Source organism: Mycobacterium sp. NGS11 (assembly GCF_059813315.1).
The window spans coordinates 110,378-123,641 of record NZ_JCALEJ010000012.1 but is presented as its reverse complement, the minus strand read 5'-3'; the positions used below and the strand labels follow the sequence as shown (position 1 = coordinate 123,641).

13 protein-coding genes and 1 tRNA gene are annotated in these 13,264 nt (G+C 66.6%); 13 read left to right on the top strand and 1 reads right to left on the bottom strand.

Translation table 11 applies throughout. From position 1 onward, the window contains the following. Positions 1-41: 41 nt before the first annotated feature. The 3 genes from AC5Y4T_RS15930 (at position 42) to AC5Y4T_RS15920 (ending at position 1,231) form a co-directional block, all read left to right on the top strand. On the top strand, positions 42-542 hold the full coding sequence (locus tag AC5Y4T_RS15930; RefSeq protein WP_499921211.1) for a nitroreductase family deazaflavin-dependent oxidoreductase: 501 nt from the start codon (positions 42-44) through the stop codon (positions 540-542). 123 nt (positions 543-665) lie between these two features. Next, the gene (locus AC5Y4T_RS15925; protein ID WP_499921213.1) at positions 666-905 is read left to right on the top strand and encodes a hypothetical protein; all 240 of its coding nucleotides are present in this window, start codon (positions 666-668) and stop codon (positions 903-905) included. Next, positions 902-1,231: a hypothetical protein gene (locus AC5Y4T_RS15920; protein ID WP_499921215.1), complete on the top strand. Its 330-nt coding sequence runs from the start codon at positions 902-904 to the stop codon at positions 1,229-1,231. Before AC5Y4T_RS15925 ends, AC5Y4T_RS15920 begins: the two co-directional genes overlap by 4 nt. Positions 1,232-1,393: 162 nt before the next feature. Here AC5Y4T_RS15920 and AC5Y4T_RS15915 read toward each other — a convergent pair. Then, a tRNA-Arg gene (locus AC5Y4T_RS15915) sits at positions 1,394-1,469 on the bottom strand. A 127-nt stretch (positions 1,470-1,596) separates the two neighbouring features. Here AC5Y4T_RS15915 and argS point away from each other — a divergent pair. The 10 genes from argS to AC5Y4T_RS15865 all read left to right on the top strand — a co-directional run bounded on the left by argS (position 1,597) and on the right by AC5Y4T_RS15865 (position 13,248). Further along, positions 1,597-3,249: an arginine--tRNA ligase gene (gene argS / locus AC5Y4T_RS15910; RefSeq protein ID WP_499954261.1), complete on the top strand. Its 1,653-nt coding sequence runs from the start codon at positions 1,597-1,599 to the stop codon at positions 3,247-3,249. A gap of 56 nt (positions 3,250-3,305) precedes the next feature. After that, entirely contained in the window at positions 3,306-4,664 is a 1,359-nt protein-coding gene (gene lysA, locus AC5Y4T_RS15905) for a diaminopimelate decarboxylase (RefSeq protein WP_499954269.1), read from the top strand. A 3-nt stretch (positions 4,665-4,667) separates the two neighbouring features. Next, the gene (locus AC5Y4T_RS15900) at positions 4,668-5,993 is read left to right on the top strand and encodes a homoserine dehydrogenase (RefSeq protein WP_499921275.1); all 1,326 of its coding nucleotides are present in this window, start codon (positions 4,668-4,670) and stop codon (positions 5,991-5,993) included. Further along, positions 5,990-7,072 (top strand): threonine synthase, encoded by a 1,083-nt coding sequence (gene thrC / locus AC5Y4T_RS15895; RefSeq protein WP_499954259.1) that lies wholly within the window; start codon positions 5,990-5,992, stop codon positions 7,070-7,072. Before AC5Y4T_RS15900 ends, thrC begins: the two co-directional genes overlap by 4 nt. A gap of 5 nt (positions 7,073-7,077) precedes the next feature. Beyond that, positions 7,078-8,025 (top strand): homoserine kinase, encoded by a 948-nt coding sequence (gene thrB / locus AC5Y4T_RS15890; RefSeq protein ID WP_499921398.1) that lies wholly within the window; start codon positions 7,078-7,080, stop codon positions 8,023-8,025. Between the two features lie 267 nt (positions 8,026-8,292). Then, the gene (rho, locus tag AC5Y4T_RS15885; protein ID WP_499954257.1) at positions 8,293-10,149 is read left to right on the top strand and encodes a transcription termination factor Rho; all 1,857 of its coding nucleotides are present in this window, start codon (positions 8,293-8,295) and stop codon (positions 10,147-10,149) included. Positions 10,150-10,329: 180 nt separating this feature from the next. Beyond that, the gene (gene rpmE / locus AC5Y4T_RS15880) at positions 10,330-10,560 is read left to right on the top strand and encodes a 50S ribosomal protein L31 (RefSeq protein ID WP_066873624.1); all 231 of its coding nucleotides are present in this window, start codon (positions 10,330-10,332) and stop codon (positions 10,558-10,560) included. A gap of 99 nt (positions 10,561-10,659) precedes the next feature. Beyond that, positions 10,660-11,733, top strand: coding sequence for a peptide chain release factor 1 (gene prfA, locus AC5Y4T_RS15875; RefSeq protein WP_499921281.1), 1,074 nt, complete (start codon positions 10,660-10,662; stop codon positions 11,731-11,733). Beyond that, positions 11,730-12,596: a peptide chain release factor N(5)-glutamine methyltransferase gene (prmC, locus tag AC5Y4T_RS15870; protein ID WP_499954256.1), complete on the top strand. Its 867-nt coding sequence runs from the start codon at positions 11,730-11,732 to the stop codon at positions 12,594-12,596. Before prfA ends, prmC begins: the two co-directional genes overlap by 4 nt. Further along, the gene (locus AC5Y4T_RS15865; protein ID WP_499954254.1) at positions 12,589-13,248 is read left to right on the top strand and encodes an L-threonylcarbamoyladenylate synthase; all 660 of its coding nucleotides are present in this window, start codon (positions 12,589-12,591) and stop codon (positions 13,246-13,248) included. Before prmC ends, AC5Y4T_RS15865 begins: the two co-directional genes overlap by 8 nt. Positions 13,249-13,264: the final 16 nt, after the last annotated feature.

Sequence of the window (13,264 nt, the reverse complement as noted above, 5' to 3'; positions counted from 1 at the left end):
ATTGCTTGTCCACTATCGGGCGCAGGCACCACAATGGCAGCATGGCCGAGCGATCGTTTGACGACGCAAATGCCTTCCATCGAGCGATGCGCCGCTTCGCCTCCACGACCGTGGGTGTGGCGCTGCTTCGCCCGACCGCGCACCACCTCGACCGCCTCATCACCAAGGCCACCGGTGGTAGGCGCAGCTTCGCAGAGGTCGCGACCGGGGTCCCCGTCGTCATGCTCACCACCACGGGCGCCAAAACCGGGGAACCACGCACCGTCGCCGTCTACGGCATCCCGCATCCGGACGGCGTGGGCCTCATCGCCTCCAACTTCGGTGGCAGCAGGCATCCGGCCTGGTACCACAATCTGAAAGCCCATCCGCAAGCGACCGTCACCATCGGCCGCGATACCTGGCCTGCCACCGCACGGCTCGCGACGCCACGCGAGCGCGACGAGATCTGGGCCAAAGGGGTCGAGATGTATCCGGGCTGGCGGAAGTACGAAGCGCGGGCCAAAGATCGACGCATCGAGGCGTTCGTGCTGGCACGAAGCTGAAGTGACGGGCGGCAAACCCGGTTTTTGCACAGCCGCTATACGTGTGTCTAAGAAGCATTCCGAATAAGTCACGAAAAAAACACGGCCAGCGAGTCTGGCGATATATGTCCTTACAGTTAGCGAATGAACGTTACGAAAATGGCGATGACGGGCGCTCTAGGGTTCGCGACCGTGATTTCAGCGGCGTCCATAGCATCCGGTTATCCCCACCAGGAGATGCCCACTTTGCTTATGCTGGGTTTCTTCGGCATCCCGACAACTTCGACATGCTACGACAAAGCATGCCAATCACCTTTAGACAGCAATCCGGACGAATCGGCGAGCCTGCGCGCTGAGTCGGTGGCGATCGGCCCAACGCCATGACGGTGTTGTTCGCGACGGAGTGGCCCACGGAGGTATGGGCCGTCGAGCACACCAATATCCGCAACGAGCGGGTGGTAGAGGTCATGGAGGATTTGCATGCCGCCCAACGGTTCATCGACAAGGTGGACAGGAACTATTGGGCGGAGCCAGTACTTCTGCACAGCAGGGTGAACTTCTTCCCCTGCACGCCCGATCGCAACGGTTCAGACCATATCGACGAAGAACCCAAACCTGCCAAGCGGCAATGGTCGCTTTTCAAATCGGCGGTTAGCATTAAGCGCAGATATTCACGCCATACCGGGGACTACGCGAATATCCCCAAATGACGTGAGGAATGTGCCAACGGCCGCATCCGGATTTCGCTTATGAAATCCGGATCGCGCATGTGTCGTCGAATTAGCTCGGCGAAAACGGCCGAGCAGGACCGGTGATCACAATCTGGGACTAACGGCACCGCGTTGCGCGGACTTGTGGCCGTACTGGTCAGGTGGTGCCCCCGGCAGGATTCGAACCTGCGGCCTTCTGCTCCGGAGGCAGACGCTCTATCCCCTGAGCTACGGGGGCGCACCGACATACCTGTTGCGCCATGGGGCTTTCGAACAAGCACGGACAGACTAACGCATTGAACTTCCCGCCCTGCCACCGCAATGGATTCGGGGCGGGGGCACCCCAGCCAATAGGATGAACGTTCGTGACCCCCGCTGACCTCGCTGAGCTGCTCAAGACCACCGCCGCCGCGGTGTTGGTTGAGCGCGGGCTGGATGCCGCCTTGCTGCCGCAGGCGGTCACGGTGGAGCGGCCCCGCAATCCCGAGCACGGCGATTACGCCAGCAACCTGGCGCTGCAGCTGGGCAAAAAGGTCGGCGCCAACCCCCGCGAACTGGCCGGATGGCTCGCCGAGGCGCTGTCGCAGGCCGCCGGCATCGCGTCGGCGGAGGTCGCCGGCCCCGGCTTCATCAACCTGCGCCTCGAGGCATCGGCGCAAGCCGTCGTCGTCACCAACGTCATCGACGCGGGCGACCGTTTCGGCCACTCCGACGCGCTGGCCTGCCGCCACATCAACTTGGAATTCGTGTCGGCGAACCCCACCGGGCCGATCCACATCGGCGGCACCCGCTGGGCCGCCGTCGGCGACGCGTTGGGCCGGCTGTTGTCCACCCAGGGCGCCGACGTGGTGCGCGAATACTATTTCAACGATCACGGCGCCCAGATCGACCGGTTCGCCAGCTCGCTGATCGCCGCGGCCAAGGGCGAGCCCACACCCGAAGACGGCTACGCCGGCGCCTACATCAACGACATCGCCGCCCAGGTGCTGCAAAAGGCGCCGGAGGCGCTGAGTCTGCCCGACGACGAGATGCGGGAGACCTTCCGCGAAATCGGTGTCAATCTGATGTTCAGCCATATCAAAGAGTCGTTGCACGAGTTCGGCACCGACTTCGACATCTACACCCACGAAGACTCGATGCACACCAGCGGTCGGGTCGACCAGGCCATCGCCAGGCTGCGCGAGACGGGCAACATCTACGAGAAGGACGGCGCAACGTGGTTGCGCACCAGCGCCTTTGGTGATGACAAGGACCGCGTCGTCATCAAAAGCGATGGCAAGCCGGCCTATATCGCGGGCGACATCGCCTACTACCTGGACAAGCGGCAGCGCGGCTTCGACCTGGCCATCTACATGCTGGGAGCCGACCACCACGGCTACATCGCCCGGCTCAAGGCCGTGGCCGCCGCCTTCGGCGACGACCCGGCTCACGTCGAGGTGCTCATCGGCCAGATGGTCAACCTGGTCCGCGACGGCCAGCCGGTCCGGATGAGCAAGCGGGCCGGAACCGTGATCACGCTGGACGACCTCGTCGAGGCGATCGGCGTCGACGCCGCGCGCTACAGCCTGATCCGTTCCTCGGTGGACACCCCCATCGATATCGACCTGGCGCTGTGGTCCTCGGCGTCGAACGAAAACCCGGTCTATTACGTGCAATACGCGCATGCCCGGCTCTCGGCACTGGCCCGCAACGCCGCCGAACTCGGGCTGATCCCCGACACTGCGCACCTCGAGGTGCTCAGCCACGACAAAGAGGGGACGCTGCTGCGCACCATCGGCGAATTCCCCCGGGTGCTCGACACGGCGGCGACGCTGCGCGAACCCCACCGGGTGTGCCGGTACTTGGAAGACCTCGCCGGCGACTACCACCGGTTCTACGACTCGTGCCGGGTCTTGCCGCAGGGCGACGAGCAGCCGACCGATCTGCACACCGCGCGCCTGGCGCTGTGCCAGGCGACCCGCCAGGTGATCGCCAACGGGCTGGCGATACTGGGCGTCACCGCCCCGGAGCGAATGTGAACGTTCACCCCGCCGGTCCTCGGCACGCCGAAGAGACCCGCCACGCCGAAAGCCCACTGCGCCCGCAATCCTCCGAGGAGTTGCTGCTGCTGGCGCCGAACGTGTGGCCCCGCAACGTCGCTCGCGACGAAGCCGGAATCGCCAGCATCGCGGGGGTCACGGTGACCGACCTCGCCCAGGAGTACGGTACCCCGCTGTTCGTCGTCGACGAGGACGACTTCCGTTCCCGCTGTAAAGAAATCGCGTCGGCCTTCGGTGGCGGCGAAAACGTCCACTATGCCGCCAAGGCGTTCCTGTGCACCGAAATAGCGCGCTGGATCGACGAAGAAGGCCTGTCACTCGACGTGTGCACCGGCGGTGAACTGGCCGTCGCGCTGCACGCTGACTTCCCGCCTGAGCGAATCACCTTCCACGGCAACAACAAATCCATTGCCGAGCTGACGGCAGCGGTCAAAGCCGGTGTCGGCCACGTCGTGTTGGACTCGATGGTTGAGATCGAGCGGCTCGATGCCATCGCGGGGGAGGCGGGCGTCGTCCAGGATGTCTTCGTCCGTCTCACGGTCGGTGTCGAGGCGCACACCCATGAGTTCATCTCCACCGCGCACGAGGACCAGAAGTTCGGCCTGTCGTTGGCGAGCGGTGCGGCTTTGGACGCCGTCGGCAGCGTATTCGAAACGCAGCACCTGCGGCTGGTGGGTCTGCACAGCCATATCGGCTCGCAGATCTTCGACGTCGCCGGCTTCGAACTCGCCGCGCGCCGGGTCATCGGTCTGCTGCACCAGGCTGTCGAAAAATTCGGTGTCGAGAAGGCCACGCAGATCTCCACCGTGGATCTGGGTGGCGGACTGGGCATTTCCTACCTCGCCGCCGACGATCCGCCGCCGATGGGCGAGCTGGCCGCCAAGCTGAGCGAGATCGTGCGCAACGAGTCGGCGGCGGTCGGGCTGCCGACCCCGCGGCTGGTGGTGGAGCCGGGTCGCGCCATCGCCGGGCCCGGCACCATCACGCTCTACGAGGTGGGCACCGTCAAGGACGTCGATGTGAGCGCCACCGCGAACCGGCGCTACGTCAGCGTCGACGGCGGCATGAGCGACAACATCCGGACCGCACTCTATGACGCGCAGTACGACGCCCGTCTGGTCTCGCGGCTCAGCGATGCACCGGCCGAGCTGGCTCGCATCGTCGGAAAGCATTGCGAGAGCGGCGATATCGTGGTGCGCGACACCTGGGTCCCCGGGGATCTGCGACCGGGCGACCTGATCGGGGTGGCCGCCACCGGTGCATACTGTTATTCCTTGTCGAGTCGTTACAACATGATCTGCCGCCCCGCGGTCGTCGCGGTGCGCGACGGGCGCGCGCGTCTGGTCCTGCGCCGTGAGACGGTCGACGATCTATTGAGTCTGGAAGTGAGGTGAACTGTGCCCCGTGACGAAAAGCCGGTCGGTGTAGCGGTACTCGGGTTGGGCAACGTCGGCAGCGAAGTTGTCCGAATCATCGAGGACAGCGCTGACGACCTCGCCGCTCGTGTCGGCGCACCCGTGGTGTTACGCGGCGTCGGAGTGCGCCGCGTCGCCGAGGGCCGCGGTGTCCCCGTCGAGTTGCTCACCGACGACATCGAGGAACTCGCCGCGCGGGAGGACGTCGACATCGTCGTGGAACTGATGGGGCCGGTGGAGCCCGCCCGCAAGGCCATCCTGTGCGCGCTCGAGCACGGTAAATCGGTCGTCACCGCGAATAAGGCGCTGCTGGCCACCTCCACCGGCGAGCTGGCGCAGGCGGCCGAAAGTGCGCATGTCGACCTGTATTTCGAGGCGGCCGTCGCCGGTGCCATCCCGGTGATCCGTCCGCTGACGCAGTCGTTGGCCGGCGACACGGTGTTACGGGTGGCCGGGATCGTCAACGGCACCACCAACTACATCTTGTCCGCGATGGACGAGACCGGCGCCGACTACGACACCGCGCTGGCCGAGGCGAGCGCGCTGGGTTACGCCGAGGCCGACCCCACCGCGGACGTCGAGGGGTACGACGCGGCCGCCAAGGCTGCGATTCTGGCGTCCATCGCCTTTCACACCCGGGTGACCGCCGACGACGTTTACCGCGAAGGCATCACCAAGGTCACCCCCGCCGACTTCGAGTCGGCCCAGGCGTTGGGCTGCACCATCAAGCTGCTGTCCATCTGCGAGCGCATCACGACCGACGATGGACAAGAGCGAGTTTCGGCGCGCGTCTATCCGGCGCTGGTCCCGTTGTCGCACCCGCTGGCCACGGTGAACGGCGCCTTCAACGCGGTGGTGGTCGAAGGTAAGGCCTCCGGCCGGTTGATGTTCTACGGCCAGGGTGCCGGCGGCGCCCCGACCGCGTCCGCGGTGGCAGGCGACATGGTGATGGCGGCGCGTAACCGGGTGCTGGGCAGTCGCGGGCCCAGGGAATCCAGATACGCCCAACTCCCCGTCGCCCCAATGGGTTTCATCTCCACGCGCTATTACGTCAGCATGAACGTCGCCGACAAGCCCGGCGTGCTGTCCTCGGTGGCAGCCGAATTCGCCAAGCGCGAGGTGAGCATCGCCGAGGTCCGTCAGGAAGGCGTCGCGGACGAAGACGGACGACGGGTGGGGGCCCGCATCGTCGTCGTCACCCACACCGCCACGGACGCCGCGCTGTCTGAAACCGTGGATGCGCTGGCCGATTTGGACGCCGTGCAGAGCGTGACCAGCGTGCTGCGACTGGAAGGGACCACCCTATGAGCGCCCCTCGCACCGCCGTTCATCAGCCGTGGCCCGGTCTCATCGAGGCTTACCGCGACCGGTTGCCGGTCGGCGACGACTGGACCCCGGTCACCCTGCTCGAGGGCGGTACACCGCTGATCGCGGCGGGCCGGCTCTCGGAAAAGACCGGCTGCAACGTGCATCTCAAGGTCGAAGGCCTCAATCCCACCGGCTCTTTCAAAGACCGGGGCATGACAATGGCGGTCACCGACGCGTTGGCCCGTGGCCAGCAAGCTGTGTTGTGCGCGTCGACCGGAAACACCTCGGCGTCTGCGGCGGCATATGCGGCGCGTGCCGGCATCACCTGTGCGGTGCTCATACCGCAGGGCAAGATCGCGATGGGCAAGCTGGCGCAGGCGGTCATGCACGGCGCCAAGATCATTCAGATCGACGGCAACTTCGACGATTGCCTGGAGCTGGCCCGCAAGATGGCGGCCGACTTTCCGACGATCGCCTTGGTCAACTCCGTCAACCCGGTGCGCATCGAGGGCCAGAAGACTGCGGCGTTCGAGATTGTCGACGCGCTTGGCGCCGCACCCGACGTGCACGCGTTGCCCGTCGGCAATGCCGGAAACATCACCGCGTACTGGAAGGGATACACCGAGTATCACCACGAGGGCCTGATCGAGAAGTTGCCGCGCATGCTGGGCACCCAGGCGGCCGGCGCGGCCCCGCTGGTGCGCGGCGCCCCGGTCAAGAACCCGGAGACGATCGCCACCGCCATCCGCATCGGCGCGCCGGCATCGTGGACGGCGGCCGTTGACGCGCAGCGGCAATCGAACGGGCGATTCTTGGCCGCAACCGACGAAGAGATCCTGGCCGCCTATCACCTGGTGGCCGAGTCCGAAGGGGTGTTCGTCGAGCCCGCCTCGGCGGCCAGCATCGCCGGCCTGCTCAAGACCGTCGACGACGGTTGGGTGGCTCGCGGATCGACCGTCGTGTGCACGGTGACCGGCAACGGCCTCAAGGATCCCGACACCGCGCTGCGCGATATGCCAACCGTGACCCCGGTGCCGGTGGACCCGGTACTCGTGGTCGAGAAGCTGGGGCTGGCCTAGTGGCGATCGCGACCCCGACACTCCCTGTCGGGTTGGTGGCCAGCGCTGTGGTCTCGGCGTCCAGCGCCAACCTTGGCCCCGGCTTCGACACCCTCGGTCTGGCGTTGAGCCTCTACGACGAAATCATCGTCGAGACAACGGAATCCGGACTCGTTGTGCTGGTCGAGGGTGAGGGCGCAGGTCAGTTGCCGGTGGGGCCCGAACACTTGGTGGTTCGTGCCCTGGACTGCGGGCTGCGCGCCATGGGGGTCCGCGCACCGGGCCTGATAGTGCGTTGCCGCAACGCCATTCCCCATTCGCGTGGCCTCGGCTCCTCCGCGGCGGCGGTGGTCGGTGGCCTGGCGGGCGCGAACGGCCTTGTCGCACAAACGGATTGGACGCCGCTTAGCGACACTCAACTGATCCAGCTGTCCTCGGAGTTCGAGGGTCATCCCGACAACGCGGCGGCCGCCGTTTTGGGCGGTGCGGTCGTCGCGTGGGCTGACCGCAGCGGTACCCACCCGCAGTACGCGGCGGTGCCGCTGCGGCTGCACCCCGATATCCACCTGTACTGCGCGATTCCCGAGGAGCGCTCACTCACCGCGGACACCCGCATCCTGCTGCGCGAGCAGATCAGCCACGAGGACGCGCGGTTCAACGTGAGCCGCGCCGCGTTGCTGGTGGTAGCACTCACCGAACGCCCGGATCTGCTCATGGCGGCCACCGAAGACGTGTTGCACCAGTCGGAGCGCGCACCGGCCATGCCGGCCTCGGCGGAATATTTGCGACTGCTGCGGCGTCATAACATCGCGACGACGCTTTCCGGGGCGGGTCCTTCGCTGATTGCGCTGACCACAGCGCCGGAGTTGCCCGCGGAAGTCATGGACTATGGAGCCACGATCGGCTTTACCATCACCGAGATGACCGCTGGCGAACCAGCGCGCTGGAGCCCGGGAGTCACCGTCGTCGGTTGATCCATGGCGTGGCCGGAGGGTTTGCTTGCTTCCAGCAGGGATGGGGGCTATCCTCGGAGCCGTCCAGCAATCGCAGCATCTGCATCTGCATCCATACTGCCTTGCCGCTAGGACAACACCAATTCTTCTTGTGGACGAGGTTCGCCGCTTACTCCGCCGATCCAGGCGATCACCGTTGCAATGTCGATGATTGGGCGCACTCGGCAATTTGCCTGAATGCAACGAACCCCCCGTATGACCTGATCAGCGGGGGAAGAAAGGAAATCCGTGACTGATACGGACCTGTTCACGGCTGGCGAAAACACTGACGCCAATCAACTACCGAATGCCGTGAGGGCAGACACTCCAGACGCGAAACCCAATGTCTCGGGCGGTGCACTGTCCACGATGGTGCTGCCCGAGCTGCGCGCGCTGGCCAATCAAGTTGGCGTCAAAGGGACGTCGGGTATGCGTAAGAACGAACTGATCGCCGCGATCAAGGAAGTCCGGGGCCAGGCCAACGGCGCCCCCGCCAACGGCACGAAGTCCACTGAGGACAGCGGCAAGTCGGGCAACCAAGAGTCCGACAAGAACGACAACAGCGGCGCCGAAGCGCCGGCGGCCGAGCGCGGCCAGAACGGTGCGACGACCGAGGCGCCCCGCCGCGAACGACGCGGCGCTTCCCGCGAAGCGGGATCCTCGGCCCGCGGCAACGACGAGGCCGACCGCGAGAGCTCAGGCAGCCGCGAGGGCGCCGCTCCTAGTGAGGCGGACCGCCGCGAGAAAGCCAAGCAAGACAACCAGAATGACGACCGCGGCCAAGACGGCGGCAGCGACCAGGACCAAAGCTCCGGTGGCCAGCAGGGCCGCGGCGGCGCGAACCAGCAGGACGACGACGGCGAGGGCCGTCAGGGCCGGCGGGGCCGCCGCTTCCGTGACCGGCGCCGCCGGGGCGAGCGATCCGGTGAGGGTGGCGACACCGAGCTGCGCGAAGACGACGTCGTTCAGCCGGTAGCCGGCATTCTTGACGTCCTCGACAATTACGCTTTCGTCCGCACCTCCGGCTACCTGGCCGGCCCGCACGACGTCTACGTGTCGATGAACATGGTGCGCAAGAACGGCCTTCGTCGTGGTGACGCCGTTACCGGCGCCGTCCGCGTGCCGAAGGACGGCGAACAGCCCAATCAGCGGCAGAAGTTCAACCCGTTGGTGCGCCTGGACAGCGTCAACGGCGGCTCGGTCGAGGACGCCAAGAAGCGGCCCGATTTCTCCAAGCTGACGCCGTTGTACCCCAACCAGCGGCTTCGTCTGGAAACCACCAGCGACCGGCTGACCACCCGCGTCATCGACCTGATCATGCCGATCGGCAAGGGCCAGCGCGCGCTGATCGTGTCGCCGCCCAAGGCCGGTAAGACGACGATCCTGCAGGACATCGCCAACGCGATCACCCGGAACAATCCCGAATGCCACCTGATGGTCGTGCTCGTCGATGAGCGCCCCGAGGAGGTCACCGACATGACCCGCTCGGTCAAGGGCGAGGTCATCGCCTCGACCTTCGACCGGCCGCCGTCGGACCACACCTCGGTCGCCGAGCTGGCGATCGAGCGGGCCAAGCGGCTGGTCGAGCAGGGCAAGGACGTCGTCGTGCTGCTGGACTCGATCACCCGCCTCGGGCGCGCCTACAACAACGCGTCGCCCGCGTCGGGGCGGATCCTGTCCGGTGGTGTCGACTCGACCGCGCTGTACCCGCCGAAGCGGTTCTTGGGCGCCGCCCGCAACATCGAGGAAGGCGGGTCGCTGACGATTATCGCCACCGCGATGGTCGAGACGGGGTCCACCGGTGACACGGTCATCTTCGAGGAGTTCAAGGGCACCGGTAACGCCGAGCTCAAGCTCGACCGCAAGATCTCCGAGCGGCGGGTCTTCCCGGCTGTCGACGTCAACCCGTCGGGTACGCGTAAGGACGAGTTGCTGCTGTCGCCGGATGAGTTCGGCATCGTGCACAAGCTGCGCCGCGTGCTGTCGGGCCTGGACTCGCATCAGGCCATCGACCTGCTGATGTCGCAGCTGCGCAAGACCAAGAACAACTACGAGTTCCTGGTCCAAGTGTCCAAGACGACGCCCGGCGCGATGGACAACGACTAGCCCGGTCCGCCGGCCGCCGCGACACTTAAACCACGCACACGACACGCCGCGTGAGATCGCCGTGGTTTATGTCTCGCGCAGGCCGCCCACGCGGCGGGAATGCCCAGGGGCGCCCCCGTGTTTTGGGAGGACAGTGGTTGACCTGGCATAATCACGCTCGACAAGACCGAAGAGGACATCATGAAAGCTGACATTCACCCCGCCTACGCGGAGACCACGGTGCTCTGCGGGTGTGGCAACACCTTCCAGACGCGCAGCACCAAGGACGGCGGGCGCATCGTCGTCGAGGTGTGCTCGCAGTGCCACCCCTTCTACACCGGCAAGCAGAAGATCCTCGACAGCGGTGGCCGCGTGGCCCGCTTCGAGAAGCGGTACGGCAAGCGCAACGCCGGCGCTGCGGCCGACAAATAGCTCGGATACCGACGCCCGAACTGTGCGCACCGTCGCACGGGCCGGGCGTCGGTTTGCGTTTGCGGTGATGACAGGCGAAGCGGGGCAGGAGGTGCGGCAGTGACCAAGCCGGTACAGACCATCGACGTGCTGCTGGCCGAGCATGCCGACCTCGAGCGCCGGCTGGCGGACCCCGAATTGCACAGCAATCCCGACGAGGCCCGCCGGGCCGGGCGGCGGTTCGCGAGGCTGGCCCCGATTGTGGGCACCTACCGCAAGCTGGTGGCCGCGCGCGACGACTTGGAAACGGCGCGCGAGTTGGCCGCCGACGACCCGTCATTCGCGACCGAGGTGACCGACCTGGAGACCCAGGTGTCCGAGTTGGACACCCAGCTCACCGACATGCTGGCACCGCGCGACCCGCACGACCCCGACGACATCGTGCTCGAAGTGAAATCCGGTGAGGGCGGCGAAGAATCGGCCTTGTTCGCCGCCGACCTGGCGCGGATGTACATCCGCTACGCGGAACGGCACGGCTGGACCGTCACCGTGCTCGACGAAACCACTTCGGACCTCGGCGGTTACAAGGACGCGACGCTGGCCATCGCCAGCAAGGGCGACAGCGCCGACGGGGTCTGGTCGCGGATGAAGTTCGAGGGCGGAGTTCACCGGGTGCAGCGTGTCCCGGTGACGGAATCCCAAGGCCGCGTTCATACTTCGGCGGCCGGCGTGCTGGTGTATCCCGAACCCGAGGAAGTCGGGGAGGTGCAGATCGACGAGTCGGACCTGCGCATCGACGTCTACCGGTCGTCGGGCAAGGGCGGCCAGGGCGTCAACACCACCGACTCCGCGGTGCGCATCACGCACCTGCCCACCGGCATCGTCGTCACCTGCCAGAACGAGCGCTCGCAACTGCAGAACAAGGCGCGCGCCCTGCAGGTCCTGGCCGCCCGCCTGCAGGCCCTGGCCGAAGAGCAGGCGCTGGCCGATGCCTCGGCGGACCGGGCCAGCCAGATCCGCACGGTGGACCGCAGCGAGCGCATCCGCACCTACAACTTCCCCGAGAACCGGATTGCCGATCACCGCATCAATTTCAAGTCGCACAACCTGGATCAGGTTCTCGACGGCGACCTCGACGCCTTGTTCGACGCTCTGGCCGCCGCCGACAAGCAGTCCCGGCTGCAACAGGCATGAACGCCCTGCGGCGCGCGATCGACGATGCTGCGGCCACCCTCGCCGAAGCGGGAATCGATTCTGCGCGTTGGGATGCCGAGGAGCTGGCCGCACACCTGGCGGGAACCGATCGCGGACGCCTGGGCCTGCTTCGGGCCCCCGACGACGACTTCCTAGGGCGCTACCGCGAAGTCGTGGCCGTGCGTTCGCGACGGGTGCCGTTGCAACATCTGCTGGGGACCGCGGCATTCGGCCCCGTCATGCTGGACGTGGGTCCCGGGGTTTTCATACCCCGTCCCGAGACCGAGGCCCTGCTGGAATGGGCCACCTCGCAACAACTCGCGCCGCGGCCCGTCATCGTCGACTTGTGCACCGGTTCCGGTGCTTTGGCCGTGGCGCTCGCTCACCACCTGCCTGACGCGCGAATCATCGCCATCGATAACTCCGACGCCGCGCTCGACTACGCGCGTCGCAATACGCAGCGCACCGCGATCGAACTGCTGCGCGCCGACGTCACCGAGCCGGGACTGCTCGCCGAACTGAATGCTCGAGTCGACATGGTGGTGGCCAACCCGCCCTATGTTCCCGATGATGCCGTGTTGGATCCCGAAGTCACCCAACACGATCCGCGCCAGGCCGTCTTCGGCGGTCCGGACGGATTGGCGGTGACCGCCCCGCTCGTCCGCCTCGCCGGTCGCTGGCTGCGCCCGGGCGGACTGATCGCCGTCGAGCACGACGACACGACGTCGGCGCAGACGGTGGAATTGTTCGATCGCACAGGGTCTTTCGAAGACGTCCGGGCGCGGCGCGATCTGACCGGCCGGCCGCGATTCGTCACGGCCCGCAGGGCAGCGACACCGGGGGAGAACGGCGCCAATGACTGACGTCTTCGACTGTGCGGATCCCGGTCAGCGCTCCCTCGGAATCGCCGCGGCCGCGGGGGCGCTCAGGGGCGGCCGCCTGGTCGTCATGCCGACCGACACCGTGTACGGCATCGGTGCCGATGCGTTCAACAGCGCCGCGGTCGCCGCCCTCCTGTCGGCAAAAGGCCGGGGGCGCGACATGCCGGTGGGTGTGCTGGTCGGCTCCTGGCATACCATCGAGGGACTCGTCTACACCATGCCGGACGGGGCCCGCGACCTGATCCGCGCCTTCTGGCCGGGCGCGTTGAGCCTCGTGGTGAGCCAGGCGCCGTCACTGCAGTGGGATCTCGGCGATGCCCGCGGCACGGTGATGTTGCGGATGCCCCTGCACCCCGTCGCCATTGAACTGCTGCGCGAAGTCGGGCCGCTGGCGGTCTCGAGCGCCAATGTCTCCGGCCGCCGTGCCGCCGTGAACGCCGACGAGGCGCGCAGCCAACTCGGCGATCTGGTGGACGTCTACCTGGAGGCGGGCCCGTCCGATCAAGGGGCGGCCTCCACGATCGTCGATCTGACCGGTGCCTCGCCGCGAATTCTGCGGCCGGGTCCGGTGAGCGCGGAACGGATCGCGGAAGTACTCGCGGTCGATCCGGAGAGCTTGACCGCCCCGGCCTGACTGGAGCGGGTGTCGA

Excerpts from the sequence above, each read along its gene's own strand:
- AC5Y4T_RS15865 (WP_499954254.1), top strand. The coding sequence starts at position 12,589 with ATGACTGACGTCTTCGACTGTGCGGATCCCGGTCAGCGCTCCCTCGGA.
- AC5Y4T_RS15925 (WP_499921213.1), top strand. The coding sequence starts at position 666 with ATGAACGTTACGAAAATGGCGATGACGGGCGCTCTAGGGTTCGCGACC.
- prmC (WP_499954256.1), top strand. The coding sequence starts at position 11,730 with ATGAACGCCCTGCGGCGCGCGATCGACGATGCTGCGGCCACCCTCGCC.
- rpmE (WP_066873624.1), top strand. The coding sequence starts at position 10,330 with ATGAAAGCTGACATTCACCCCGCCTACGCGGAGACCACGGTGCTCTGC.
- thrC (WP_499954259.1), top strand. The coding sequence starts at position 5,990 with ATGAGCGCCCCTCGCACCGCCGTTCATCAGCCGTGGCCCGGTCTCATC.
- AC5Y4T_RS15930 (WP_499921211.1), top strand. The coding sequence starts at position 42 with ATGGCCGAGCGATCGTTTGACGACGCAAATGCCTTCCATCGAGCGATG.
- AC5Y4T_RS15920 (WP_499921215.1), top strand. The coding sequence starts at position 902 with ATGACGGTGTTGTTCGCGACGGAGTGGCCCACGGAGGTATGGGCCGTC.